This is a genomic window from Curtobacterium sp. PhB136, from assembly GCF_004346855.1.
GTDB lineage: Bacteria > Actinomycetota > Actinomycetes > Actinomycetales > Microbacteriaceae > Curtobacterium.
On record NZ_SMGH01000004.1, the window covers coordinates 869,958 to 894,154 of the forward strand.

26 protein-coding genes are annotated in these 24,197 nt (G+C 71.3%); 19 read left to right on the top strand and 7 right to left on the bottom strand.

What is annotated here, in order from left to right:
• Positions 1-15: 15 nt before the first annotated feature.
• Together EDF27_RS04225 and EDF27_RS04230 are read right to left on the bottom strand one after the other, a co-directional pair.
• Positions 16-1,713, bottom strand: coding sequence for a cation:proton antiporter (locus EDF27_RS04225; RefSeq protein WP_132047452.1), 1,698 nt, complete (start codon positions 1,711-1,713; stop codon positions 16-18).
• A gap of 28 nt (positions 1,714-1,741) precedes the next feature.
• Positions 1,742-2,107 (bottom strand): hypothetical protein, encoded by a 366-nt coding sequence (locus EDF27_RS04230; RefSeq protein ID WP_123654961.1) that lies wholly within the window; start codon positions 2,105-2,107, stop codon positions 1,742-1,744.
• A gap of 170 nt (positions 2,108-2,277) precedes the next feature.
• Here EDF27_RS04230 and EDF27_RS04235 point away from each other — a divergent pair, with 170 nt between their 5' ends.
• Complete coding sequence (locus EDF27_RS04235; protein ID WP_132047454.1) at positions 2,278-4,488, top strand: NADP-dependent isocitrate dehydrogenase; 2,211 nt, start codon at positions 2,278-2,280, stop codon at positions 4,486-4,488.
• A gap of 208 nt (positions 4,489-4,696) precedes the next feature.
• Here the strand turns inward: EDF27_RS04235 and EDF27_RS04240 are convergent, their stop codons facing one another.
• On the bottom strand, positions 4,697-5,152 hold the full coding sequence (locus EDF27_RS04240; RefSeq protein ID WP_132047456.1) for a DUF3817 domain-containing protein: 456 nt from the start codon (positions 5,150-5,152) through the stop codon (positions 4,697-4,699).
• A 264-nt stretch (positions 5,153-5,416) separates the two neighbouring features.
• Between EDF27_RS04240 and EDF27_RS04245 the strand changes: the two genes are divergently transcribed.
• Genes EDF27_RS04245 through EDF27_RS04255 form a run of 3 tightly spaced genes read left to right on the top strand, consistent with a single transcriptional unit; the run spans position 5,417 to position 8,468 of the window.
• A complete protein-coding gene (locus EDF27_RS04245; RefSeq protein WP_123700965.1) occupies positions 5,417-6,541 on the top strand; it encodes a Gfo/Idh/MocA family oxidoreductase in 1,125 nt (374 codons plus the stop codon).
• Positions 6,538-7,290, top strand: a complete 753-nt coding sequence (locus EDF27_RS04250) for a ThuA domain-containing protein (RefSeq protein WP_132047458.1) — start codon at positions 6,538-6,540, stop codon at positions 7,288-7,290. Before EDF27_RS04245 ends, EDF27_RS04250 begins: the two co-directional genes overlap by 4 nt.
• Entirely contained in the window at positions 7,287-8,468 is a 1,182-nt protein-coding gene (locus EDF27_RS04255; RefSeq protein ID WP_123700964.1) for a GAF domain-containing protein, read from the top strand. Before EDF27_RS04250 ends, EDF27_RS04255 begins: the two co-directional genes overlap by 4 nt.
• On the opposite strand, the gene EDF27_RS04260 is transcribed toward EDF27_RS04255, so the two are convergent.
• A complete protein-coding gene (locus EDF27_RS04260; protein ID WP_123654955.1) occupies positions 8,422-8,883 on the bottom strand; it encodes a hypothetical protein in 462 nt (153 codons plus the stop codon). The genes EDF27_RS04255 and EDF27_RS04260 overlap by 47 nt on opposite strands.
• A 94-nt stretch (positions 8,884-8,977) precedes the next feature.
• Here EDF27_RS04260 and EDF27_RS04265 point away from each other — a divergent pair, with 94 nt between their 5' ends.
• The 8 genes from EDF27_RS04265 to EDF27_RS04300 all read left to right on the top strand — a co-directional run bounded on the left by EDF27_RS04265 (position 8,978) and on the right by EDF27_RS04300 (position 15,977).
• Positions 8,978-9,637, top strand: coding sequence for a ScbR family autoregulator-binding transcription factor (locus tag EDF27_RS04265; RefSeq protein ID WP_123654954.1), 660 nt, complete (start codon positions 8,978-8,980; stop codon positions 9,635-9,637).
• A gap of 136 nt (positions 9,638-9,773) precedes the next feature.
• Positions 9,774-10,649, top strand: coding sequence for an aminoglycoside phosphotransferase family protein (locus tag EDF27_RS04270; protein WP_123700962.1), 876 nt, complete (start codon positions 9,774-9,776; stop codon positions 10,647-10,649).
• Positions 10,650-10,708: 59 nt separating this feature from the next.
• On the top strand, positions 10,709-11,320 hold the full coding sequence (locus tag EDF27_RS04275) for a hypothetical protein (RefSeq protein WP_123654952.1): 612 nt from the start codon (positions 10,709-10,711) through the stop codon (positions 11,318-11,320).
• Complete coding sequence (locus EDF27_RS04280) at positions 11,317-12,027, top strand: DinB family protein (protein WP_123700961.1); 711 nt, start codon at positions 11,317-11,319, stop codon at positions 12,025-12,027. Before EDF27_RS04275 ends, EDF27_RS04280 begins: the two co-directional genes overlap by 4 nt.
• Positions 12,028-12,235: 208 nt before the next feature.
• Positions 12,236-12,886, top strand: a complete 651-nt coding sequence (locus tag EDF27_RS04285; RefSeq protein WP_123654950.1) for an ABC transporter permease — start codon at positions 12,236-12,238, stop codon at positions 12,884-12,886.
• A gap of 7 nt (positions 12,887-12,893) precedes the next feature.
• Positions 12,894-14,210, top strand: a complete 1,317-nt coding sequence (locus EDF27_RS04290) for an ABC transporter ATP-binding protein (RefSeq protein WP_123700960.1) — start codon at positions 12,894-12,896, stop codon at positions 14,208-14,210.
• Positions 14,203-14,970: an ABC transporter permease gene (locus EDF27_RS04295; RefSeq protein WP_185017323.1), complete on the top strand. Its 768-nt coding sequence runs from the start codon at positions 14,203-14,205 to the stop codon at positions 14,968-14,970. The genes EDF27_RS04290 and EDF27_RS04295 overlap by 8 nt, the downstream gene beginning before the upstream one ends.
• Positions 14,967-15,977, top strand: a complete 1,011-nt coding sequence (locus EDF27_RS04300; protein ID WP_123700959.1) for a glycine betaine ABC transporter substrate-binding protein — start codon at positions 14,967-14,969, stop codon at positions 15,975-15,977. The genes EDF27_RS04295 and EDF27_RS04300 overlap by 4 nt, the downstream gene beginning before the upstream one ends.
• Here EDF27_RS04300 and EDF27_RS04305 read toward each other — a convergent pair.
• A complete protein-coding gene (locus EDF27_RS04305; protein ID WP_123700958.1) occupies positions 15,964-16,608 on the bottom strand; it encodes a TetR/AcrR family transcriptional regulator in 645 nt (214 codons plus the stop codon). The two genes, EDF27_RS04300 and EDF27_RS04305, sit on opposite strands and share 14 nt — an antisense overlap.
• Before the next feature lie 80 nt (positions 16,609-16,688).
• Between EDF27_RS04305 and EDF27_RS04310 the strand changes: the two genes are divergently transcribed.
• The 3 genes from EDF27_RS04310 to EDF27_RS19570 are packed head-to-tail and all read left to right on the top strand — an operon-like array spanning position 16,689 to position 19,281.
• On the top strand, positions 16,689-17,453 hold the full coding sequence (locus EDF27_RS04310; protein WP_123654946.1) for an ABC transporter ATP-binding protein: 765 nt from the start codon (positions 16,689-16,691) through the stop codon (positions 17,451-17,453).
• The gene (locus tag EDF27_RS04315; protein ID WP_123654945.1) at positions 17,450-18,727 is read left to right on the top strand and encodes an ABC transporter permease; all 1,278 of its coding nucleotides are present in this window, start codon (positions 17,450-17,452) and stop codon (positions 18,725-18,727) included. The genes EDF27_RS04310 and EDF27_RS04315 overlap by 4 nt, the downstream gene beginning before the upstream one ends.
• 26 nt (positions 18,728-18,753) lie before the next feature.
• Positions 18,754-19,281: a GNAT family N-acetyltransferase gene (locus tag EDF27_RS19570; RefSeq protein WP_165931353.1), complete on the top strand. Its 528-nt coding sequence runs from the start codon at positions 18,754-18,756 to the stop codon at positions 19,279-19,281.
• Between the two features lie 21 nt (positions 19,282-19,302).
• On the opposite strand, the gene EDF27_RS04325 is transcribed toward EDF27_RS19570, so the two are convergent.
• Positions 19,303-19,578 (bottom strand): hypothetical protein, encoded by a 276-nt coding sequence (locus EDF27_RS04325; protein ID WP_123654943.1) that lies wholly within the window; start codon positions 19,576-19,578, stop codon positions 19,303-19,305.
• A 103-nt stretch (positions 19,579-19,681) separates the two neighbouring features.
• Here EDF27_RS04325 and EDF27_RS04330 point away from each other — a divergent pair, with 103 nt between their 5' ends.
• From EDF27_RS04330 to EDF27_RS04340, 3 genes are read left to right on the top strand one after another with little or no spacing between them, the layout of a single operon-like run.
• Positions 19,682-20,359 (top strand): hypothetical protein, encoded by a 678-nt coding sequence (locus EDF27_RS04330; protein WP_123700954.1) that lies wholly within the window; start codon positions 19,682-19,684, stop codon positions 20,357-20,359.
• 52 nt (positions 20,360-20,411) lie between these two features.
• Positions 20,412-21,857, top strand: a complete 1,446-nt coding sequence (locus tag EDF27_RS04335) for an NAD(P)/FAD-dependent oxidoreductase (protein ID WP_132047462.1) — start codon at positions 20,412-20,414, stop codon at positions 21,855-21,857.
• Between the two features lie 5 nt (positions 21,858-21,862).
• Positions 21,863-22,306, top strand: coding sequence for an SRPBCC family protein (locus EDF27_RS04340; RefSeq protein WP_123654940.1), 444 nt, complete (start codon positions 21,863-21,865; stop codon positions 22,304-22,306).
• Between the two features lie 61 nt (positions 22,307-22,367).
• Here EDF27_RS04340 and EDF27_RS04345 read toward each other — a convergent pair whose 3' ends face one another.
• Positions 22,368-23,186: a shikimate 5-dehydrogenase gene (locus EDF27_RS04345; protein ID WP_132047464.1), complete on the bottom strand. Its 819-nt coding sequence runs from the start codon at positions 23,184-23,186 to the stop codon at positions 22,368-22,370.
• Positions 23,187-23,268: 82 nt separating this feature from the next.
• On the opposite strand from EDF27_RS04345, the gene EDF27_RS04350 reads away from it, so the two are divergent.
• Positions 23,269-24,195, top strand: a complete 927-nt coding sequence (locus EDF27_RS04350) for an NADP-dependent oxidoreductase (RefSeq protein ID WP_243698194.1) — start codon at positions 23,269-23,271, stop codon at positions 24,193-24,195.
• The last annotated feature ends 2 nt before the right edge of the window (positions 24,196-24,197 follow it).

The window sequence follows — 24,197 nt, forward strand, 5'->3', positions numbered from 1 at the left end:
CCGCAGGCGCGCGCGTCAGCCGGTCGGACCCCCGCGCAGTTCGAGCGCGATCTGCTCGGCGTCGAGGTTCTGCAGGACCGACTCGAGCACCTCGGCGTCGAACGTGCCGTCGTCGCGGGCGTCGAGGAGCGCCGACCGCTGCGCGTCGAGCACCTGGAGCCGCCGCACCTTCTCCCGCCCGAACCAGGCACGGATTTCCGCCGGGTCCGTCGCCTCGAGTTCTTCGCGCGTGCGCGGCGTGAACCCGTCCGGGGCGGTGGCGTTGACGGATTCCGCAGCGTCCCGCATGACGGTCATCAGGCGTTGGCGCTCCTCGGTGTCCTTCGCCGTGCTGTCGGTCGTCGGCGGACTGATCCGGCGGAGCAGCGGGCCGATCGTCCCGCCCTGGACGAGCAGGGAGAGCCCGGCGACCGCGAACGCGATGAAGACGAGCAGCGACTTCTGCGGGGCGGTGTCGGGGAGCGTCTGCGCGGCGGCGACCGTGACCGCACCGCGCATGCCCGCCCAGACCACGGCGGTGCCCTCGCGCCACCCGAGCGGCGCGTTCCTGAAGTACTGGATGTCCGCGAGCGTCTGCCGCACCCGGGTGCCGAAGCGCTCGAGGTCCCGCTCGGACGGCGGGCGGTTCCCGAACCGGTGGTCCTGCAGCGCCTGACTCGTGGACTGGGTGTCGGCGTTCTGGAACCCCTGCAGTCGCTCCTGCATCCGTGCACCGCGCTTCGCACTCTTCGACAGGCCGAAGAGGAGCGGCACCACGTAGGCAGTCCGGACGAGCACCGTCAGCACGAGCGCGCCGACCGCGATGAGGAGCGCGGGGCCGATGCCGGCGTGGTCCTGCTGCACGTCGGTGACGATCGACGCGAGCTCGAGCCCCATCACGAGGAACACCGCGCCCTCGAGCACGAACTCGACGGTGCCCCAGTTCTGCGCGTCGGAGAGGCGGTGGCCCGGCGGCAGGACCCTGGGGGCGCGGATCCCGGTGACGAGCCCGGCGACGACCGCGGCGACGAGGCCGGACGCGTGCAGGGCCTCGGCCGGGATCGACGCGGCGAACGGCACCGCGAACGACAGCGCCGTGTTGACGGTCGCGTTCGGGACGCGGGCGCGGACGCGGAGGTTCAGCCACCCGATGACGAGTCCGATGGCGACCGCGACGGCGACCGCGAACGCGAAGTCGCCCACCGCACCCCAGAACGAGAACGACGCCGCGGCGGCGACGATGGCGGTGCGCAGGAGCACGAGGGCGGTGGCGTCGTTGAGCAGCGACTCCCCGTCGAGGATCGCGATGACCCGCCGGGACACCGAGGTCTGCTTCACGATCGAGGTCGCGACGGCGTCGGTCGGGCTGACGATGGCCCCGAGGGCGATCCCCCACGCGAGCCCGAGGCCCGGGATCGCCCAGGCGAAGAACAGGCCGAGCACGACGGAACTCGCGACGACGAGCACCACCGACAGGCCGCTGATCGCGCCGAACTCCCGTCGGAAGTTCATCGTCGGCATCGACACGGCCGACGAGTACAGCAGCGGTGGGAGGACCCCGGCGAGGATCCACTCGGGGTCGATCTCGGCGTTCGGGATCCACGGGACCAGGCTCGCGACGATGCCGACCGCGACGAGCACCAGGGGCGCGGCGATGCCGATCCGGGGTCCGATCACCGCGGCGCCCGCGATGACCAGGATGGCGACGAGGCCGACGACGAGGAGTTCTGTCACCGCCCCAGCGTGACACCGATCGGCGGATCTAGTCCGCTTCGGGCCCCTGGCTGTGGAGTGCGGCGGCGTTCACCGCGTGGTGCGGTGCGACCTCGGCGGCCACGAACGCCAGACTGCCGGCGACCAGCGTGAGTGCGAGGGCGCCCGCGGCGATCGCGGTACCGATCCGCCGCAGGCGCGTCGCGGAGCGGCGGTTGCGCGGGGCGAAGCGGGCGATGCCGCGCACCGGATCGGGCCCGACCAGCCACGGGCCGCTGCCGTCCGGGTCGTACGAGAACGGGCCGGAGCCGTCGGGGGCGTACCGGTACGGGCCGGAGCCGTCGGAGGCGTACGCGGAGCGGAGGTCCTCGGCGGTCCACCCGTGGTCCTCGGGGCGTTGTCGTGCGGTGGCCATGGTGTGCTCCTCTCGAACACCTCCATTGCACGACGCTTCGCTATGACACTCCATTGCGGCGTCTGGACGGTGGCTGGGAGACGTCTCGGCAATGTATCTTGATGTCGAGACATCACTCACCACGAGTAGCGTGGAAGCACCGACGCGCGAACAAGGGAGTACCCGCCAGCATGGCCAAGATCATCTACACGCTCACGGACGAGGCGCCGTTCCTCGCCACCCACTCCTTCCTCCCCGTCATCCAGGCGTTCGCCGGCACCGCCGGTGTCGACGTCGAGACACGGGACATCTCCCTCTCCGGCCGGATCATCGCGCTCTTCCCCGAGCGGCTCAGCGACGAGCAGCGACTCGACGACGCACTGGCCGAGCTGGGCGACCTCGCGAAGACGCCCGAGGCGAACATCATCAAGCTGCCGAACATCTCGGCATCGATCCCGCAGCTCAAGACCGCCATCAAGGAGCTCCAGTCGCAGGGCTACGACCTGCCGGAGTACCCGGACGAGCCGACCACCGACGCCGAGCGCGACGTCCGCGCCCGCTACGACAAGGTCAAGGGCAGCGCCGTGAACCCGGTCCTGCGCGAGGGCAACTCCGACCGCCGTGCCCCGCTCTCGGTGAAGAACTACGCCCGCAAGCACCCGCACCGCATGGGCGCGTGGAGCCCGGAGTCGAAGACGAACGTCGTCACGATGGGCGTCGACGACTTCCGTTCCAACGAGAAGACCTGGGTCGCACCGGCCGACGACACCCTGACGATCACGTTCGTCGGTGCGGACGGCAGCGAGCAGGTGCTCAAGCAGTCGATCCCGGTCCTCGCGGGAGAGGTCATCGACGGCACCGTCCTGCACGTGGGGCCGCTCGAGCAGTTCCTCCGCGCGCAGATCAAGCGCGCCCAGGACGAGGGGATCCTGTTCTCGGTCCACCTCAAGGCCACGATGATGAAGGTCTCCGACCCGATCATCTTCGGCCACGTCATCCGAGCCTTCTTCCCCGACGTGTTCGACCGCTACGGCGCCGACCTCGCCGCTGCCGGGCTGACCCCGAACGACGGCCTCAACTCGATCCTCACCGGGCTCGACGCGCTGCCGAACGGCGCGGAGATCAAGCAGGCCTTCACGGACGGCATCGCCGCGGGTCCCGAGCTCGCGATGGTCGACTCCGACAAGGGCATCACGAACCTGCACGTGCCGAGCGACGTCATCGTCGACGCGTCCATGCCGGCGATGATCCGCACCTCCGGGCACATGTGGGGGCCGGACGGCGACGAGCACGACACCATCGCCGTGATCCCCGACTCGAGCTACGCCGGCATCTACCAGGCCGTCATCGAGGACTGCCGCGCCAACGGTGCGTTCGACCCGTCCACCATGGGCTCGGTGCCGAACGTCGGCCTCATGGCGCAGAAGGCCGAGGAGTACGGCTCCCACGACAAGACCTTCGAGGTCCCCGGTGACGGCACGGTCCGTGTGACGAACGCCGCCGGCGACGTCGTCATCGAGCACCAGGTCGCCCAGGGCGACATCTGGCGTGCCTGCCAGACCAAGGACGTCGCCATCCGCGACTGGGTGAAGCTCGCCGTCACCCGTGCCCGCGCCTCCGAGACGCCCGCGGTCTTCTGGCTCGACGAGAGCCGCTCGCACGACGCTGCGCTCATCGAGCTCGTCCACCGCTACCTCGGCGAGCACGACACCGACGGCCTGCAGATCGAGGTGCTGTCCCCGGTCGACGCGATGGCCTTCTCGCTCGAGCGCATCCGCCGCGGCGAGGACACCATCTCCGTCACGGGCAACGTGCTCCGCGACTACCTCACCGACCTGTTCCCGATCATGGAGCTCGGCACGTCCGCCAAGATGCTCTCGGTCGTCCCGCTCCTGGGTGGCGGTGGCCTGTTCGAGACCGGTGCCGGTGGTTCCGCGCCGAAGCACGTGCAGCAGCTCGTGCAGCAGAACTACCTGCGCTGGGACAGCCTCGGCGAGTTCCTGGCACTGGCGGTCTCCCTCGAGCACCTCGCAGGCGTGACGGGCAACCAGCGCGCGAAGATCCTCGGCGAGACGCTCGACCGCGCCACCGGGACCTTCCTCGAGGAGGACAAGTCCCCCGGTCGCAAGCTCGGCACGATCGACAACCGCGGCAGCCACTTCTTCCTGGCGAAGTACTGGGCCGAGGAACTCGCGGCGCAGACCGAGGACACCGAGCTCGCAGCGGCGTTCGCGGAGATCGCCGGGCAGCTCGGCGCCCAGGAAGCCACGATCGTCGACGAACTCGTCGCGGTCCAGGGCTCCCCGGCCGACATCGGTGGCTACTACCGCCCCGACGACGCCAAGACGAGCGCGGTCATGCGCCCGTCCGCGACGCTGAACGCGGTGCTGGCCGCGCTGTAGGCGCACCACCCCACGGACGGGAGGCCCGGTGCCGGCTGGCACCGGGCCTCCCGTCCGTCCGTGGTCGCGCCCGCCCCCGCCACGTGACGCTCGTCACCGGTCACGAATCACCGCTCACGTCCGTCGACCGGTCACTTCCTGTCGCTCCCCGGGGTGAACGGCGACGGATCCCGACCACCCGGCGGGCCTGAGTGGGGTGTCGCACCGGTCAGCGGGAGGGGACCGGCGGGCCGACGCTCAGCAGCACCACGAACACCAGCACGACCAGCACCACACCGACCAGGGCAGCGGCCAACGGGTGCGCGACCACGACGAAGAGCAGGCGGTCGAGCGGCCCCGGATGTGCGGACGTGGACGATCGGCGCCAGGGCCCGTCGAGCATGCCGCGGCGGGCGACGCCGATCTCGAACGGCAGCGTCGTGTACGGCACGATCGCACTCGCCCAGCCGAGGAGCGTCGTCCGGAACGACCACCGCTGGTTCACCGCGACGACCGTCGTCACGACGAGGTACGCCAGGAACACGAAGCCGTGCACGCTGCCGCCGATGCGCACCGGCAGGTCCCCCAGGCCGGCGCCGTACTCCAGCAGCATGCCCACGAGGAGCATCGTCCAGGTCACGAGTTCGGCGACCGCCAGGGCGCGGAACAGGGATCGAGGCGTCATGCGCTCCATGGTCCCGGACCCGGGATGGGAGACCCCCGCGCGCGTTCCTTCCCACATCGCGCGCAATGGGAAGGCGAATCGCGCGTGGGAGGTCGGAACTTCGGGCTGCCTACGCTCGATTCCGCTGCCGACGCGCGTTTCGACCACCTACGCGCGACTCGACCACCGACGCGCGATTCCGCTGGCCCCGCCGGACTGGCGGAGAACCCGTGACACGCCGACGGTCGTATCGATTCGACCCGAGCCTCCGGTAGCGTCGATGTCATGTCGACGACGACGAACACGACGACGGATGCAACACGTACGCTCCGCGTCGGGGTGGTGGGTCTCGGGTTCGCCGGGACCACGCACCTCGATGCCTACACGGCACTGCCGGGGGTCGAGGTGGTGGCGCTCGCAGGACAGGAGACCGCGCGGCTCGCCGAACTCGCCGAGACCCGGCACGTGCCGAACACGTACGCGGACTGGCAGGACCTGGTGGCGCGGGACGACCTCGACATCGTGTCGATCGGCGTCCCGAACGCGCTGCACCACCCGATCGCGGTGGCCGCGCTCGAGTCCGGCAAGCACGTCTTCTGCGAGAAGCCCCTCGCCACGACCGGGGACCAGGCCCAGGAGATGGTCGACGCCGCCGTGCGGAACGACCGCGTCCTCGAGGTCGCCTACAACCACCGGCGCCGCGCGGACGTCGAGTTCCTCGCGAACCACCTGCACGCCGACGGCGGCCCGAACCCGCTCGGCCACGTCTACCACGCCCGCGCGAGCTGGCTCCGTCGCGCCGGGATCCCCGGCATCCAGAGCTGGTTCGCGAACAAGGAGACCGCGGGCGGGGGCCCGCTCATCGACCTCGGGTCCCACGTCCTCGACATCGCGCTGCACCTGATGGGCGAGCCGAAGGTCGTCACGGCGAGCGCGGTCGCGTACAACGAGCTCGGCAGTGCCGGCCGTGGCGGCAGCGTCCGCACGCCGGTGTCCGCCGCGACCGGCCGGCCCTTCGACGTCGAGGACTTCGCGAGCGCGCTCCTCCGGTTCGAGGACGGGTCGAGCCTGCAGCTCCAGGCGAGCTGGGCGTCCTACTCGAAGGACGTGGAGGACATCGAGGTCGAGCTCCTCGGCTCGACCGGCGGCGCACGGCTGTTCGTCCGCGACTACGCGACCGAGGGCACGGTGACGCTGTACTCCGACGAGCAGGGCGTCCCGACCGTCACGCGACCCGGGGTGCAGGTGCCGGCCGGGCACCACCAGCGGGTCATCGAGGAGTTCATCGCGACCATCCGGAGCGGCCTGCACGACGGCCACCACGGGGAGTTCGCGCTGCACCGGAGCCGTGTCGTCGACGCGATCTACGCGTCAGCGGCTGCCGGGCACGAAATGGAGGTGCAGGCGTGACCAACATCGTCGTCTGGAACGAGAACGTGCACGAGTCCCGCGGGGACGAGACCGTGCTGGGGCACTACCCGAACGGCATCCACACCGTCGTCGCCGACGCGCTGCGGGAGCACCACCCGGACGCCGACGTCAGCACGGCGACCCTGCAGGAACCGGAGCACGGGCTGACCCAGGAGCGCCTCGACGCCACGGACGTGCTGTTCTGGTGGGGTCACGTCGCCCACGGCGAGGTCGCGGACGAGGTCGTCGACCGCGTGGTCACCGCCGTGCAGTCCGGCATGGGCCTCGTGGTCCTGCACTCCGGGCACTACTCGAAGCCGTTCACCCGGCTGATGGGCACGACGTGCTCGCTGAAGTGGCGGAACGACGGGGAGCGCGAGCTGGTCTGGACGATCGCCCCGGAGCACCCGATCGCGAAGGGCGTCCCGCATCCGATCGTCATCGACCGCCAGGAGATGTACGGCGAGCACTTCGACATCCCGCGGCCCGACGAAGAGGTCTTCCTCTCGACGTTCGAGGGGGGCGAGGTGTTCCGCTCCGGCGTCGGCTACCACCGGGGCCTCGGGAAGGTGTTCTACTTCTCCCCCGGCGACCAGGAGTACCCGGTGTACCACCACCCGGACATCCGCCGGGTCCTCGCGAACGCCGCCGAGTGGGCGGCCCCGACGTCGGCGCGTCGTGCGCTGACGGCGGACCAGCACCCGCGGGACTGGTTCCTGGAACCCGCTCGGGGTAGACAGGACGCGTGAGCTCCACAGCAGAGACGTCCGCTCGCCGGACCGCCGTCGTCGAGGCCCTCGGCATCCTCGGCAGCGGTCCGGAAGAGCGGTTCGACCGCATCACCCGGATGACCCAGCAGGCGTTCGGGGTGCCGATCAGCTTCCTGAACCTCGTGCACGACGACGTGGCGACCGCGCAGTCCGCGCAGGGCTGGCAGCAGGGCGGCAGCGCCCCGGCGAGCCAGGTGTTCTGCTCGACCACGGTCCTGCAGGACGAGCCGCTGGTCGTCCCGGACGCCACGCTCGACCCGCGCTTCAGTTCGCTGGCCGCGGTCACCGGTGAACCGGGCATCCGCTTCTACGCGGGCGCTCCCCTGACGATGGCGGACGGCACGGCCGTCGGCACGCTCTGCATCATGGACGCACGGCCGCGCGAGCTCACCGCGGAGGACGTCGAGCTGCTCCGTGACCTGGCCCGCTGGGCGGAGCGCGAGCTCGGCCACGCGATGGACCGTGACCGGGTGCGGAAGGTCCTCGACGGGCTCACCCCGGAGCCCGTGGACGTCGAGGGACACGACCTCGACGTCGTCTCCTCGGCTCGGCAGGACTCCGGCGACGTCCTCGACTGGCGGGTCGCCGCGGACGGCACGCTCCGGCTGACGATCGGCACGATCTCGGCCGCCGGCCGGGCCGCGGCGCTCCTCGCGTCCACGATGCGGGCAGCCGTCGTCGCCCGCACGGACGTCCCGCTGGGGTCCGACGGCCCCTCCCTGGAGGCCCAGATCGCCGCCGACCTGACCGCTGCGGACGCCGTCGGGTCGCTCTTCCACGCCCGCGTCGACCCGGCGACGGGGATCGTGACGTGGGTGGACGCCGGTCACGGCATGGCGCTCCACGTGCGCGCCGACGGCACCGCGGCGGTGCTCCGCTCCCACGACCTGCCGATCGGGCTGCAGCCGACCGGCACGTCCAGGACGCACGGCACCCTGACGCTCGCGCCGGGTGACCGGCTCGTGCTGTTCACCGCGGGCACCCTGGCGCTCGAGGGACTCCCCGACGTCGACGCCGTCGCGACGATGGCCGCCGACGACGGTGCCGCCGGAGCCGGATCGTTCGCCGACCGGGTCCGTGCACTGCTGCCGACGGCCCCGGACGCGGACGTCACCGTCGTGGTGCTGCGCCGCCACCCGGAGTCGACCCACCGCTGAGCGTCGGCCGGGTCAGCGCGACCACGAGGAGCGTCGCGAGCAGCCCGAACCCGCAGAGCTCGATGCCGAGGCCCGCGAGCTGCCAGTAGGCGCTGCCGACGTGCTGCGGCTGCGTGACGGCGTCCGGCCACCAGGCCTCGATCAGCGGGAAGGAGCCGGGGAACGGGTCGAGCGCGAAGACCGCGAGGCCGCCGAGCAGCATCACGACACCGAGTGCCGCCATCGCGCCGCGGCTCGCCCGGAGCATCCGCACGACCAGGGCCGCCGCGATGCCGACGAGTCCGAGGACCGCGACGAGGAAGGCCGCGACGAAGGCGCCCTGCGGCACGAGGGTGAACCAGTCGAGCACGATGATCGGCAGCAGGAGCCACCGTCCTGTCCGCGCCCAGCGCCCCGGGTTCCGCCATCCGTCCATGCCGGAACGGTAGGGCACGGTGCCTGACGGGCGCCGGTGAACGCGGCCGGTGGACGCGGGCGTCCCGCATCGGCGCGGCCGCTACGATCACGGGATGGCCCAGGACGGACGCGCGCGACAGCAGCGGGCGGTCCTCACCCGGACCGCGGTCCTCGAGGGCGCTGCACGGGAGTTCGACGAGCGCGGGTACGTCGGTGCGTCGATGGACGGCGTCGCGGACCGCGCCGGCGTCACGAAGGGCGCGCTGTACTTCCACTTCGCCTCGAAGGCCGACCTCGCCGCCGCCGTGATCGCCGAGCAGCACGCGATCTCCCGGCGGTACGGGGCGGAAGCGCTGGCGAAGGCGAGCTCGCCGCTCGAGGCGATGATGTGGATGTCCCAGGGCCTCGCGACGCAGATGGTGTCCGAGGTCGCGGTCAGCGCCGGCATCCGGCTCTCCACCGAAGCGGCCACGAGCGAGGTCGCCCGGTCGGACCCCTACACGGACTGGATGGCGGTCACCGCGGACCTGATGCGGCAGGGCATCGCCGCGGGCCAGGTGGACGAGCGCTGGGACCCGGAGCTGCTCGGGCGTGTGATCATCCCCGCGTACACGGGGGTGCAGACGGTGTCGGACGTCCTCGCCGACCGATCGGACCTGTTCGAACGGCTGCGGGACCTCTGGACGGTGCTCCTCGCGGCGATCGTCACCGATGCCGTGCGGCCGGAGATCCCGCGTCTCGTCGGGATCATCGCACCGGCCGGGGCTCCCTGAGGCTCCGACCGGCGGTGCGGGTCACGGGTCCCCCCACGATGGCACCCGTGCATCCGACGCTATGAAGATACCAAGCGGTAGGTTCCGTCCGCCCACCCCCGTTCACGGGACCACACGGTCGGACTAGCCTGTCCCGGTGCCCACCCCCGCTGCCGAGTTCGCCGTCGACGTGCCGCTCGTCCGGGCCCTCCTCACCGACCAGCACCCGGACCTGGCAGCGCTCCCGCTCGAGGTGGTGGCGAACGGGTGGGACAACGTGATCCTCCGGCTCGGGGACCTGCTGGCCGTCCGGCTCCCCCGCCGCGAGGCCGCAGCGCGCCTCGTCGAACACGAGCAGCGGTGGCTCCCCGAGATCGCCCGGCGGGTCGCCCCGATCGTCCCGGTCCCCGACCCGGTCCGGATCGGCCGTCCCGCGCTCGGGTACCCGTGGTCCTGGAGCGTCGTCCGGTGGCTGCCCGGTGTCCCGGCTGGGGGACGACCCGCCGGGGTCGCGGTCGCCGAGGGGCTCGCCGCGTTCCTCGGGCTGCTGCACGTGCCCGCCCCGGCGGACGCACCGGTGAACCCGTTCCGCGCCGTCCCGCTGCGGGACCGGTCTGCCGCCGTCCTGGAACGCCTGCGGACCGCGGACGTGCCCCGTGCCGGCGAGCTGGCCGCGCTCTGGCGGACCGCGGCCGACCTTCCCGCCCACGCCGGGCCTCCCGTCTGGGTGCACGGCGACCTGCACCCGTTCAACGTCCTCGTCGAGCCCGGGCCGCGCGGAGACCGCCTGTCGGCGGTCGTCGACTTCGGCGACGTCACCGCAGGGGACCCGGCCGTCGACCTCGCGACCGCCTGGCTGACGCTCGACCGGGAGGCCCGGCGCACCTTCCGCGCGCTCGTCGCGGTCGACGAGGACACCTGGACCAGGGCACGTGGCTGGGCCGTGTCCATCGCTTCCGCCCTCGCGACGAGTGAGGACAGCGTGTTCCGGACGGTCGCACGACGCGGGATCGACGCCACCCTCGACGGCTGAGCGGAACGGGGTTATCGTCTCTCCACACCATCCGTGCACGTGAAGATCGGAGGGGCCTGATGACCCTCGAGTTCCGCGTCCAGCACGACGTCGACACCGACGCCGCACCCTCTTCCTCCCCGTCCACCCGATCCGGTCTCCGAGGGCTCCTCGACCGCCTCGCCGAGCGCCGGGCCGCCGCCAGGGTCCGCCGGGCCGATGCGCAGCTGCACGAGCTGGCCGACCTCGAACGGCTGCTCTCCGGAGCCCGCGGCGTCATCGAGCAGGGCTGGATCCAGCACGCCTGGTTCGCCTACGTCGACGACAAGGGCCGGATGCGCAAGGCGTCCAGCGCGGCGGCGATGGACGTCGCCGGCCGGCCGCTCGTCGGCGCGTGCCTCGTCGGGGCCGTGGTCTACGCGGCCGGCGGACCGCACGCGGTCCACTCGCAGCCGGTGCAGCGCGCACTCGACGTCGTCTGGCACGCGCTCGCCGTGGAAGAGGGCGCACCCGTGCTCTGGTGCCCGGCACCCGACGTCCGGATGGGGCGCGTGCGCGACCTGACGAGCTGGAACGACGCCCCGTCGCGGACGTCGACCGACGTCGCGTCCCTGCTGCTCACGGCCGAACGGGTCGCGGTGTCCGAGTCGGAGCGCATCCGGGCGCGAGTGGTGGCACGATCGAACGCATGAACGACGTGCCGGGACCCGCTGTCGACGACGTCCCGATCGTGCGGGCAGCCCCGCCCGGCGGGACGCTCGCGGCGGTCGGGAACGCACGCCTCAGCGACGAGGGCGGGTCGGCGGTCACCGACGAGGACGACGTGAAGGCGACGCTGCAGCGGTACCTGCAGAAGCACCGTGCCGCGCTGCTCGGGAAGCTCGACGGGCTCGCCGAGCGGCAGGCGCGGTGGCCGGTGACGCCGACGGGGACGAACGTCCTGGGGCTGGTGAAGCACGTGGCCGCCGTGCAGTCGGAGTACTTCGGCCAGGTGTTCGACCGGCCGCTCCCCGATCCACCGGCCTGGCACGACTCCGACGACGACCGCGACATGTACGCGACCCTCGACGAGACGATGGCGGACATCGTCGCGTTCCACCACGCGAGCGCCGCCCACGCCGACGCGACGATCGCAGCGCTGCCGCTCGACGCGCGCGGGGTCGTGCCGTGGTGGCCGGAGGGGCACCGCGACGTCACGCTGCACCGCATCCTGGTGCACATGGCGTACGAGACCGCCCGGCACGCGGGGCACGCCGACATCGCCCGCGAGATGCTCGACGGCCTGGCTGGCGACGGCGACGGCAACCTCGCCGAGAAGACCCCGGCCGAGTGGGTCGAGTGGCGTGAGCACCTGATGTCGATCGCCGAGCAGGCCGGCCTCCGGAGCGCCGGCCTGTAGCGCGTCCGCGCGCAGCATCGTTACCGTTCTCCCAGGTACGCAGCCGTAGTGGGCGTCTGATCAGGCTTTTTCGTCTGATCGTCCGCGCAGGTGAGCGGCCCCCGAGCGGATCTCGGTTGTACGGATCGCGCACGCGCTGCGTACCTTTGGCGGCGATCGTGCCCCGAACCGTGGGCAGAAATGCCGACCAGAGGGGAACCAGCGACCGGTGTTCTTCAACTACGTCACGGAGCGATGGAGCCAGATCTGGTTCGCGTCGTGGCAGCACTTCTCACTGGTCGTCCAGTGCACCGTGCTCGCCACCGTCATCGCGGTGGTGCTCGCAGCACTCGTCTACCGCAGCCCGCGGCTCCGGTCGCTCGCGAACGAGGTGTCGACCATCGGTCTGACGCTGCCCTCGTTCGCCGTGATCGGGTTGCTGCTCGTCCCGCTCGGGTTCGGCGTCGTGCCGTCCGTCGTGACCGTCACCTTCTTCGCCGCCCTGCCGATCCTCCGGAACGCGGTCGTCGGGCTCTCCGAGATCTCCCCCGCCGTCGTCGAGTCGGCCAGGGGCATCGGGATGAGCCGCTTCCGCACCCTCTGGCAGGTCGAACTGCCGATGGCGTGGCCGATCATCCTCACCGGGGTGCGGGTGTCCGCCCAGATGGTGATGGGCGTCGCCGCGGTCGCCGCGTACGCGCTCGGCCCGGGGCTCGGCGGCTTCATCTTCTCCGGCCTGTCGCGACTCGGCGGCGCCAACTCGCTCAACTCCGTCGTGGTGGGGGTCGTGGGCGTCGTCCTGCTCGCCCTCGTCCTCGACCTGCTCCTCCTCGGCCTCGGCCGTCTGACCATCTCGCGAGGTATCCGTGTCCAGCACTGACGCACCCATGTCCCACGACGTCTCGGCCGACGTCACCGGCCGCAGCATCCTGCTCGACACCGTGACGAAGCGGTACGCCGGAACGTCGAAGCCAGCCGTGGACGGCATCACGCTCGAGATCCCGGCCGGCAAGATCGTCATGCTCGTCGGCCCGTCCGGCTGCGGCAAGACCACGACGCTGAAGATGATCAACCGCCTGATCGAGCCCACCGAGGGCCGCATCGTGGTCGGCGACGACGACGTCACCGCGATCGACGGCGACGAGCTGCGCCGCCGGATGGGCTACGTCATCCAGGCCGGCGGGCTCTTCCCGCACATGACCGTCGCCGCGAACATCGCGATCGTGCCGAAGATGCTCGGCTGGTCCAAGGACAAGATCGCCGCCCGCGTCGACGAGCTCCTCGACCTGGTCTCCCTCGACCCGGACACCTACCGCGACCGCTTCCCCCGTGAGCTCTCCGGCGGGCAGCAGCAGCGTGTCGGTGTCGCCCGCGCGCTCGCCGCGGACCCGCCCGTCCTGCTCATGGACGAGCCGTTCGGCGCCGTGGACCCGATCACCCGCCAGCGCCTGCAGGACGAGCTCCTCCGCATCCAGGAGGAGCTGCACAAGACGATCGTCATCGTCACGCACGACTTCGACGAGGCCGTGAAGCTCGGCGACTGGATCGTGATCTTCTCCGAGGGTGCGCACATCGTGCAGTACGACACCCCGGAGCGGATCCTCGCCGAGCCCGCGAACGAGTTCGTCGAGAACTTCATCGGGTCCGGCGCCGGCCTCAAGCAGCTGACGCTGAACCGGGTCCGCGACGTCGAGGTCGTCGACGCGGTGACCTGCTCGCCGGGGGAACAGGCCGCGGCCGTGCTCCAGCGGATGCGCGAGGCCGGTGGCCACGGGCACGCCGTCGTCGTCGACCGCCGGCAGCGTCCGATCGGCTGGCCGTCGCGCCGGCAGCTCGAACGCCTCGACCGGATCCCGGAGGGCATCGAGCCGAACCTGCCCGTCGTCGGTGAGGGTGCGACCCTGAACGACGCGCTCGACACCATGCTCGTCTCGAGCGCCGGAGCCGCACTGGTCACCGGGCGTCGCGACGCGTTCCGCGGGGTCATCACCGTCGAGACCGTGATGGACGCGATCACCCGGTCCCGCGCCGCCGCGGCCGAGGAGCAGGCGTACACGCCGGTCGGGACGAACACGAACCCGATCGAGACCATGCCGTCGACCCGTCCGGCAGCGTCTGCCGGGTCGAGCGCCGGTGGTTCGTCCGCCGGTGGTTCGTCCGCCGGTAGTTCGTCCGCCGGTGGTTCGGAGGTCGTCGATGACTGACGTCGTGACCGAACCGCGCGTGCGCCCGGCGCGTAGTGCGTCCTGGAAACCCCTGGTCATCCAGCCCGTCGCGATCCTGGTCGTGCTCGGCGCCTTCGCGATCTGGCTGGCCACCGCCGACCTCACCGCGACCGAGCGTTCGACGCTGAACCCCGCGGACCTGCTCGCGCTCACCTGGCAGCACGTGCTGCTCACCATCGTGTCGACGCTCATCGTGCTCGTGATCGGCATCCCGCTCGGCATCGTCCTGACCCGTGGGCCGTTGCGCCGGGCCAGCGGGGTCATCCTCGCGGTCGCGAACTTCGGCCAGGCCGCTCCCGCGGTGGGCCTCGTCGTGCTCCTGGCGTTCTGGCTGGGCTTCTCGTTCTGGGCCGCCGTCATCGCGCTGGTCCTCTACGCGATCCTGCCGGTGCTGCGGAACACGATCATCGGCATCGAGAGCGTGGACTCCCGGCTCGTCGAGGCCGGCCGTGGCATGGGCATGAGCGCGTTCGCGGTCCTGCTCAGGGTCGAACTGCCCCTCGCCGTCCCGGTGATGCTCTCCGGCATCCGCACCGCGCTGGTGCTCCTGGTCGGCTCGGCGGCCCTCGCGACGTTCATCGGCGCCGGCGGTCTCGGCCTCCTGATCACCACGGGCGTGAACCTGTTCCTGCCGAAGGTGCTGGTCTCCGGCGCCCTGCTCATCGCGCTCCTCGCGCTGTCCATCGACTGGATCGGCCGCATCGTCGAGACCGTCGCACGACCGAAGGGACTCCGATGACGACCCGAACCCGAACCCGCCGACGCATCGTCGCCGGTCTCGTCGCCGGCGCCGCGGCCCTCGCACTCACCGGCTGCGGCCTGCAACCGGCGACCTCGTTCGTCCCCGCGGCCGAACCGGGCACCATCAAGCGCATCGACGACCTGCCCGACGGCGCGCACATCACCGTCACCTCGAAGAACTTCACCGAGCAGCTCGTGCTCGGGAAGATCGCCGTGCTCGCCGCGAAGGCCGCCGGGTTCGAGGTCACCGACGAGACCAACGTCCCCGGCAGCGTCGCCGTCCGCCAGCTCATGACGAGCCACGACGCCGACATGACGTACGAGTACACCGGCACTGCATGGCTGACCTACATGGGCCACAAGGAGGGCATCCCGGACAAGACCGAGCAGTGGCAGGCGGTCAAGGACGAGGACGCCGACAACGGGCTCACGTGGCTCGACCCGGCGCCGATGAACAACACGTACGCGTTCGCCGTGCGGAAGGAAGCGGTCAAGGGGCTCGGCGGCATCACGAAGCTGTCCCAGATCGCGGACCTGCCGGCCGACCAGCGCACCTTCTGCGTCGAGTCCGAGTTCAACTCCCGCGCCGACGGCTTCAAGCCGATGCTCGCGAAGTACGGGCTCCAGCTCGGCGGGTCCGGTGCGAACGCGATCCCGAAGGGGAACGTCGACATCCTGGACACCGGCACGGTGTACACGGCGACCGACCGCGGGACGTGCAACTTCGGTGAGGTCTTCACCACCGACGGTCGCATCAAGTCGCTCGGCCTGCAGGTGCTCGAGGACGACGAGGGGTTCTTCCCGGCCTACAACGTCGCCCCGGTGCTCTCCAGCTCCGTGCTGCGCGAGTACCCGGAGCTCGAGGACGTCTACGACCAGATCTCGCCGAAGCTCACCGACGCGGTGCTGCAGGAGCTGAACCGGCAGGTGGACGTCGAGGGGCGCGAGCCGGCCGACGTCGCGTTCGACTGGATGGTCAAGGAAGGGTTCGTCACGCGGGGATGACGGCGACTCCGGCGATCCGGGCTGCGGTGTCGCGCATCAGGGCGACGACCTGGACGCGCACCTCCTCGGGGTCGGTGCCTTCGTGCCGTGCGGCGCTCCGGAGTGCGGTCATCACCATGCCGAGGAGCATCTCCGCGGCCTGCGGAGTGGCTGCCTCCGGCCCCCAGGCGGGATCGCGCTCGAGGACGGTCCGCACCGCGCCGGTCATCGCCTCCGCGACGGTCGTCATCCTGGTCACCTGGCGGCGCATGAGCTGGGGGAACCGGACGATGAGCTCCTTGCGCTCGTGCCGGTGTCGTTCGTCGCCGAACGTGTCGCCGAACACCAGGAACGCCAGGTCCACGACCGCCTGCGCCGCGGGTCGCCCGGCGACGGCGAGCACGTGGGCTCCGAGGGTCTCCGGGGACAGGTCGAGCTCGGTGTGCCCGAGGACCGCGTCCTCCTTGCTCTCGAAGTAGTTGAAGAACGTCCGGGGCGAGATGTCCGCGCGGGCGGCGATCTGCTCGATCGTGGTGCGGTCGATGTCCTGTTCGAGCACCAGGGCCCGCGCGGCCGCTGCGATGCGGGTGCGGGTCTCGATGCGCTTGCGGTCGCGGAGACCCATCTCGCCGGGGGTGACACTGTCGGGCATGGCACGACTGTAACCGGGACGTCATCTGGTTTGCAGCAAACGCAAACTTTCAGTCGTGCAACGGACAGTACGGTTGGCGCATGACCACTCCCGTGCTCGAGGCCAGAGACCTCACGAGGACCTACGGCCGCGGTTCCACGCGGTTCGATGCGCTGAAGGGAGTGTCGCTCGCGGTGCACCAGGGCGAGAGCCTGGCGATCGTCGGCAAGTCCGGATCCGGCAAGTCGACGCTCATGCACCTGCTGGCGCTGCTCGACAAGCCGTCCTCGGGCGAGATCCTGCTGGACGGCACCGACGCGGCGACGCTCAGCGCCCGGCAGGTGAACCGCACCAGGAACAGCACCTTCGGGTTCGTGTTCCAGCAGTTCTTCCTGACGCCGAAGACCTCCGTGCTCGACAACGTCGTGCTGCCGCTGAAGATCGCGGGCATCTCGGGTGCGGAGCGGAAGCGCCGGGGGATGGCCGCGCTCGACGCCCTGGGGCTGGCGGACAAGGCCAAGAACGACGCGAACGACCTCTCCGGCGGGCAGAAGCAGCGCGTGGTCATCGCGCGAGCGCTCGTGGGGGAGCCGAGCGTGATCTTCGCCGACGAGCCCACCGGCAACCTCGACACGAACACCGGTGAAGTCGTCGAGGACATGCTCTTCGGGCTGCAGCGCGAGCGCGGGATCACGCTCGTCGTCGTCACCCACGACGAGGAACTGGCCGCACGGTGCGACCGCAGCGTCAACGTCCGCGACGGTCTCATCGTCGGCGGGTCCGGCGGGTCCGGCGGGTCCGGCGGGTCCGGCGGTGCCGATGCGCCCGCCCCGGGTGCCCACGAGCACGGAAGGCACTCCGCATGAACTTCCTCGACCTCCTGAAGACCGCGGTCGGCAACACCTTCCGCTCCAAGCTCCGCACCACGCTGACGGTCATCGCGATCTTCATCGGTGCCTTCACGATCACCCTCACCTCCGCCATCGGCACCGGCGTCGGCAACTACATCGACACCCAGGTCGCGTCGATCGGCGACACCGGTGCGCTGACGATCACGAAGACGGTCGACAGTTCCTCGACGGACAGCGGCCCCGCGAAGTACGACCCGGATGCGTCCACCCAGAGCGTCGACCGCGGGCCGGCCTCCTTCGGGTACCTCTCGCAGTCCGACGTCGACAAGATCAAGGACGTCACGGGCATCGACACGGTGCGGCCGGCGGTCGCGCTCAGCCCGAAGTACGCCGAGTACGGCAGCGAGGGCAAGTACGTCGTCGCGTTGTCCGCCAATGCCGGTGAACTCAAGGCGGACCTGGCCTCGGGCAAGCAGCTCGACGACAGCACCGACGCGAACCAGGTGATCCTGCCGACGAACTACCTGAAGAACCTCGGGCTCGGCAGCGCGAAGGCGGCCGTCGGCAAGGAGCTCACCTTCGCGGTGGACGACTACCAGGGCGCCGAGCACACCCTCACCGCGACCGTGGTGGGCGTGCAGAACGAGTCGCTGTTCGGCGGGAGCGCCGGTGCGAACTCCGCGCTGACGGACGCGATGCAGCAGGCGCAGGAGACCGGCAAGCCGGCATCGATCGCCACCTCGTACGCCAGCGCCTCGGCCACCCTGAGCGACGGTGCGACCGCGTCCACGGTGAAGAGCGCCCTGTCGAAGGACGGCTACACCGGGCAGACCATCCAGGACCAGCTCGGGCAGTTCCAGACCGTCATCAACGGCATCGTCGGCGTGCTCAACGCCTTCGCCGTCATCGCGCTCATCGCGGCCGGGTTCGGCATCATCAACACGCTCCTGATGAGCGTGCAGGAGCGCACCCGCGAGATCGGCCTGATGAAGGCGATGGGCATGGGTGGCGGCAAGGTCTACACACTGTTCTCGCTCGAGGCCGTGTTCATCGGCTTCCTCGGCAGTGCGATCGGCGCCGGTGTGGCGATCGCGCTCGGGACGGGGATCTCCAACGTCCTCGCCGGGACCGTGCTCAAGGACCTGCCAGGGCTGCACATCCTGCAGTTCGCGCCGTCCTCGGTGATCACGATCATCGTCGTGGTGATGGTGATCGCCTTCCTCGCGGGCACGCTGCCCGCCCGACGGGCAGCACGTCAGAACCCGATCGAGGCACTCCGGTACGAGTAGCGCCGCAGGTGCATAGTGTCGGACCGGTGACGGCATTCGGGCGGGACCTCGGCGACGGCTGCACGCTGACGCTGCGGGACCTCTCGACCGTCGAGGCGGTGCACGACCTCGTGCTCGCGAACCTCGACCGCCTCCGTGCCGCCGAACCGTGGGCGTGGGGGTCGCAGACGCTCGAGGACACGTCCCTGCACACCGAACGGATGCTCGCCCAGTACGCGATGGACCGGTCGTTGCCGTGCGTCATCCGCGTGGACGACCGCGTCGTCGGTGCCGCGTCACTGGCCTTCGACACGTACCTCGGGCAGGCGTCGCTCGGCTACTGGATCGATGCCGGCCAGGAGGGACGGGGCATCGTCCGGCGGGCGGCCTCCGTCCTCGTCTCGGTCGCCGGGGCGCGGGGCGCGAGACGGGTCGAGATCCGCACGGCCGTCGGCAACGAGCGGAGCCGCGGGCTCGCCGAGCGGCTCGGCTTCACGCACGAGGGGACCCTGCGGGGCGCACTGCCGCTCGGGCCCGCGCGGGTCGACGTCGCCCTCTACGGCCGGGTCCTCTGACCCGACCGCTCCGGTCGGCCGTCAGGACCCCTGGGTGGCGTGCTGCCACGCCGCGAACGTGCCGAACCCGACGAACAGCGCGACGAGCACGATCCAGACGGCGAGGGCGATGACGTTGAGCAGGATGCCCCACCCGGCGCGGCCGCGCGCGAGCGGTTCGCGGCCGCGGGACGCGATCCCGAGGCAGAGCCCGACGATCGGGGCGAAGAACGTCCACCCCGCGAGCAGCGAGCAGATGCCGAGCACGAGACTCGCGGTGCCGAGGCCGGTCCTGGGGGATTCGGAGTACGTGACCATGCCTGCGACGCTACGGACCCGCTCGGGGCGAGTCGTCCCTCCCGGTGGGGATCCGGGTCCCCCTGCGGACTGATGGTCACCCGCCGCCGGTATCGTCGTCGTCATGGCTCTGTTCGGACGGCGTGGCAAGGACTCCACCGAGCGACCCATCAGCCAGGTCGAGCTCAAGCGTGCGGTGGACGAGGGCTTCCTCATCTCGAAGGCGGCCGTCGTGATCGCCGTCGCGAACCGGATCATCACGAACTCCCTGCGGGACCAGGGGTTCTTCGACCACGCGGTCGCAGCCGAGGCGACGCGCGAAGAACTGCACCGGATGGCCGAGGAGCAGCGCGGCGACGCCCAGCGGATGCGGGAGATCCGGTCGAAGGCGATCAAGCAGAAGGGCCGCTCGAAGCACCAGCACGACTACCGGCGCGGCGACGACGTCAAGCTCCGCACGCGCGAAGCCCAGTACGAGCAGCTCGCGACGATGCTCGACCGACGCCGTGACGACCAGGGCTTCGTCGACGGCATCGTCCTCGCCGCGCGGGCCCGCGCGTGGGACGACATCGGCACGACCGTCGTCGGCCGCCTGGGGTGGGCGCAGCGCCCGACCGAGGGCTACGAGATCGGCCGGGACGACCGCGTGCAGCAGATGCTCGACGAGGACTTCGCGGCCCTGCTCGCGGAGCACCCCGTCGGCTCCGGCCCGAGCGCGGTCGAGGACACCGACGATGCCTCGGACGGCGCCTCCGACGACGACGGCACGGACGCCGCCGACGCCGACACCACCCGCAGCTGACCCCGGCACCGCGGCTGGGGGTCCGCACACGCGCGCCTCGTAGGCTCGGTGCATGGTCGATGCGGTGGTGGTCGGGGCGGGACCGAACGGGCTCGCCGCCGCGGTGACGTTGGCGCGCGCCGGGCTCTCCGTGGAGGTGGTCGAGCGCAACGACACCATCGGCGGCGGGGCCCGTACCGCCGAGCTCACGCTGCCCGGGTTCCTGCACGACGTCTGCTCCGCCGTGCACCCGATGGCGCTGCAGTCCGAGTTCTTCCGGCGTTTCCGGCTCGAGGACCGCATCGAACTGCGGCTCCCCGAGGTGCAGTACGGCCACCCGCTCGACGGTGGGCGCGCCGGCATCGCGTACCGGGACCTCGAGCGCACGGCCGCCGAGCTGGGCGTGGACGGGCCGGCGTTCCGGAACCTGATGGGCCCGCTCGCGCGGCACGCCGACCAGGTGGCGGACTTCGCGACGGACGCGCTGCTCCACGTCCCACGGCACCCGCTCACCGTCCTGCAGTTCGGTCTGCGTGCGCTGGAGCAGGGCAGCAGTGCCTGGAACGCCCGCTTCCGGCAGGACGTCGCACCGGCGATGATCACCGGGGTCGCGGCGCACTCCATCCAGCACATGCCCTCACTCGCGACGGCCGCAGCAGCCCTCTCGCTCGGTGTCTACGCCCACGCCAGGGGCTGGCCGGTGCCGATCGGCGGCAGCCAGGCGATCGTCGACGCGCTCGCCGCAGACCTCGTCGCGCACGGTGGCACCATCGAGACCAGGCGCGAAGTCCGGTCCCTCGCAGACCTGACAACCGCCAAGGCGGTGCTCTTCGACACGAGCGTCCCCGGGATGCTGCGGATCGCCGGGAAGCAGATCCCGTCGCCGAAGCGCGGTGCGCTGCGGCGGTTCCGGTTCGGCAACGCCGCGGCGAAGGTCGACTTCGCGCTGTCCGACCCGGTGCCGTGGACGAACGCCGAGCTCCGGAAGGCCGGCACCGTGCACATCGGCGGGACGCGTGCGGAGATCGCCGCGGCCGAGGGCGATGTCGCACGCGGACGTCACGCCGAGCGGCCGTACGTCCTCGGCGCCGAACCGACCGTGGTCGACCCGAGTCGCGCCCCGGAGGGCAAGCACGTCTTCTGGGCGTACGCGCACGTCCCCGCGGGATCCGACGTCGACCACACCGAGATCGTCACGCGGCAGATCGAGCGGTTCGCCCCGGGGTTCCGCGACACGGTCCTCGCGACGAGCTCGCGCACCGCGGTCCAGATGGGCGAGTACAACCCGAACTACGTCGGCGGGGACATCGCCGCCGGCGCCGCGAGCTTCTGGCAGCTCGTGAAGCGCCCGCTGCTCTCCGGCGACCCGTGGCGGATGGGCGGTGGGATGTACCTCTGCTCGGAGGCGTCCGCACCCGGCCCGGGCGTGCACGGCATGGCCGGGTGGCACGCCGCACGGAGCTCCCTGCGTCACACCTTCGGGCTCCCCGAAGACGTCGATCTCACACCGGAGGACTGAACACCATGGCCAAGAACGTCCGGATCCTGCACTGCACGCCCGAGGACGTCTTCGACGTGTTCGGGGACGGCTGGCTCTACACGACGTGGGTGGTCGGTGCGTCCCGGCTCCGGAACGAGGAGCGCGGGTGGCCCGAGGTCGGCACACGCCTGCACCACTCGTTCGGGGTCTGGCCGCTGGTCATCAACGACGAGACGACGTCGCTCGAGTGGGACCCGCCGCGCCACATGGTGATCCAGCCGAAGGGGTGGCCGATCGGGGAGGCCCGGGTCGAGCTGAGCGTCGAACCGCACGCCAAGGGGTGCAAGGTCACGATCGTCGAGAACGCCGTCGCCGGACCGGGGTCCTGGGTGCCCGGCTTCGTCATCCAGCCGCTCATCTGGATCCGGAACCGCGAGACGCTGCGCCGGCTCGGCTGGGTCGCGACGGGTCGCGCCCGCAACTCCTGACGAGCCGGACGGGAGGCCCGTGGCGGCGCCGCCACGGGCCTCCCGTCCGCCTGTCTGCCACCTACACAGCGCGGCTGAACTCGCTCGCGCGCGTCACCTGGTCCTCGGTGAGGGCGACGCCCGTGTACCGCTCGAACTGCCGCGCTGCCTGCAGCGCGATCACCTCGGCACCCGTGATGACGTGCTTGTCCGCGGCGCGACCCGCGCGGACCAGCGGGGTCTCCGAGGGGATCGCGACGACGTCGAAGACGGTGTGGGCCGCGTCGACACGGTCCTGCTCGAAGGCGAGGGTCTCCGCCTGGTCGCCGTCCATGCCGAGCGGCGTGACGTTGACGAGCAGGTCGACGTCGCCGGCGTCCTGCTCCGACCGCGCCCACGCGTAGCCGTACTGGTCGGCGAGGGCCGGACCGGTGTCCTCGTTGCGGGCGAGCACCGTGAGGTGGTCGAAGCCCGCGCCGCGGAACGCCGCCGTGACCGCCTTCGCCATGCCGCCGGAGCCGCGGAGCAGCACGCGGGAGGCCGGATCCACGTCGTGGGAGGCGAGGAGGGCGGCGACGGCCTCGTAGTCGGTGTTCGACGCGGTGAGCACACCGTCGTCGTTCACGACGGTGTTCACGGACTGGATCGCGGCGGCCGACTCCTCGATGGTGTCGACGAGCGGGATGATCGCCTCCTTGAACGGCATCGACACCGAGCATCCGCGGATGCCGAGCGCTCGGATCCCGGTGACGGCGCCGGGGAGGTCGGTCGTCGTGAACGCCTTGTAGAGGAAGTTCAGCCCGAGCTCGTCGTAGAGGAAGTTGTGGAACCGGGTGCCGATGTTGCTCGGCCGGGCCGCGAGCGACATGCACACCTGCATGTCCTTGTTGAGGATGGGCATCCGGTCAGTCTCGCACGGGATCCCGACGGATTGGAGCGGTCCACCCTCGGTCGTCGTCCCGGCAGGGGTACCGTCTGGGGTGATGACTGACCTTCCTGAGACCATGCGTGCCGTCCGCTTCGACGAGTGGGGTGACCGCGGCGTCCTCCATGTCGCCGAGGTCCCCGTCCCCACGGTCGAGCCGGGCCGGGTGCTCGTCCGCGTCCGTGCCGCCGGGATCAACCCGGGGGAGTCCGCGATCCGCCAGGGGACCTTCGGCGGTGACCTGCCGTCCGGGCAGGGCACCGACTTCGCCGGGATCGTCGTGGCCGTCGGCGAGGGCGTCGACGGAGTCGACGAGCGCGAAGAGGTCATCGGCTGGTCGTGGGAGCGCTCGAGCCAGGCGGAGTACGTCTCCGTCCCCGCCGAGCAGGTCGTCCAGAAGCCGCGCCTGCTGGACTGGACCGTCGCCGGCGGCCTCGACATCGTCGCGACCACGGCGGCAGCGGCGGTGCGCGCCGTCGACCCGAGGCCGGGGGAGACCGTCGTGGTCTCCGGTGCCGCCGGGGGTGTCGGCGGCTTCGTCACACAGCTCCTCACGAACGAGGGGGTCGACGTGATCGCCGTCGCGTCCGAGGCGAACCACGAGTGGCTCGCGTCGAAGCGGGCACGCCCCGTTGCCTACGGCGACGGGCTCCAGCAGCGCATCGAGGAGCTCGCGACGAACGGCATCGACGCGCTCATCGACACGCACGGCCCCGAGTACGTGCACCTCGGGATCGCCCTCGGGATCCCGGCGGACCGCATCGAGACGATCATCGCGTTCGAAGCAGCGGCCGAGGTCGGGGCGAAGGCCTCCGGCAGCACGGACACCGCCGACCCGGAGATCCTCGGGGCGCTCGCCGCGATGGTCGCCGAAGGGGCCATCGAGGTCCCCGTCGCGAGCACGTACCCGCTCGAGCGCGTGCAGGACGCGTACGAGGAACTGGAGCAGGGGCACACCCGCGGGAAGATCGTGCTCGTCCCCTGAGC

What these genes read in the sequence shown, in the direction of transcription:
- EDF27_RS04230 (WP_123654961.1), bottom strand. Translation starts at nt 2,107, where the DNA reads ATGGCCACCGCACGACAACGCCCCGAGGACCACGGGTGGACCGCCGAG.
- EDF27_RS04235 (WP_132047454.1), top strand. Translation starts at nt 2,278, where the DNA reads ATGGCCAAGATCATCTACACGCTCACGGACGAGGCGCCGTTCCTCGCC.
- EDF27_RS04240 (WP_132047456.1), bottom strand. Translation starts at nt 5,152, where the DNA reads ATGACGCCTCGATCCCTGTTCCGCGCCCTGGCGGTCGCCGAACTCGTG.
- EDF27_RS04245 (WP_123700965.1), top strand. Translation starts at nt 5,417, where the DNA reads ATGTCGACGACGACGAACACGACGACGGATGCAACACGTACGCTCCGC.
- EDF27_RS04260 (WP_123654955.1), bottom strand. Translation starts at nt 8,883, where the DNA reads ATGGACGGATGGCGGAACCCGGGGCGCTGGGCGCGGACAGGACGGTGG.
- EDF27_RS04265 (WP_123654954.1), top strand. Translation starts at nt 8,978, where the DNA reads ATGGCCCAGGACGGACGCGCGCGACAGCAGCGGGCGGTCCTCACCCGG.
- EDF27_RS04275 (WP_123654952.1), top strand. Translation starts at nt 10,709, where the DNA reads ATGACCCTCGAGTTCCGCGTCCAGCACGACGTCGACACCGACGCCGCA.
- EDF27_RS04280 (WP_123700961.1), top strand. Translation starts at nt 11,317, where the DNA reads ATGAACGACGTGCCGGGACCCGCTGTCGACGACGTCCCGATCGTGCGG.
- EDF27_RS04290 (WP_123700960.1), top strand. Translation starts at nt 12,894, where the DNA reads ATGTCCCACGACGTCTCGGCCGACGTCACCGGCCGCAGCATCCTGCTC.
- EDF27_RS04295 (WP_185017323.1), top strand. Translation starts at nt 14,203, where the DNA reads ATGACTGACGTCGTGACCGAACCGCGCGTGCGCCCGGCGCGTAGTGCG.
- EDF27_RS04300 (WP_123700959.1), top strand. Translation starts at nt 14,967, where the DNA reads ATGACGACCCGAACCCGAACCCGCCGACGCATCGTCGCCGGTCTCGTC.
- EDF27_RS04305 (WP_123700958.1), bottom strand. Translation starts at nt 16,608, where the DNA reads ATGCCCGACAGTGTCACCCCCGGCGAGATGGGTCTCCGCGACCGCAAG.
- EDF27_RS04310 (WP_123654946.1), top strand. Translation starts at nt 16,689, where the DNA reads ATGACCACTCCCGTGCTCGAGGCCAGAGACCTCACGAGGACCTACGGC.
- EDF27_RS04315 (WP_123654945.1), top strand. Translation starts at nt 17,450, where the DNA reads ATGAACTTCCTCGACCTCCTGAAGACCGCGGTCGGCAACACCTTCCGC.
- EDF27_RS04325 (WP_123654943.1), bottom strand. Translation starts at nt 19,578, where the DNA reads ATGGTCACGTACTCCGAATCCCCCAGGACCGGCCTCGGCACCGCGAGT.
- EDF27_RS04330 (WP_123700954.1), top strand. Translation starts at nt 19,682, where the DNA reads ATGGCTCTGTTCGGACGGCGTGGCAAGGACTCCACCGAGCGACCCATC.
- EDF27_RS04335 (WP_132047462.1), top strand. Translation starts at nt 20,412, where the DNA reads ATGGTCGATGCGGTGGTGGTCGGGGCGGGACCGAACGGGCTCGCCGCC.
- EDF27_RS04340 (WP_123654940.1), top strand. Translation starts at nt 21,863, where the DNA reads ATGGCCAAGAACGTCCGGATCCTGCACTGCACGCCCGAGGACGTCTTC.
- EDF27_RS04345 (WP_132047464.1), bottom strand. Translation starts at nt 23,186, where the DNA reads ATGCCCATCCTCAACAAGGACATGCAGGTGTGCATGTCGCTCGCGGCC.
- EDF27_RS04350 (WP_243698194.1), top strand. Translation starts at nt 23,269, where the DNA reads ATGACTGACCTTCCTGAGACCATGCGTGCCGTCCGCTTCGACGAGTGG.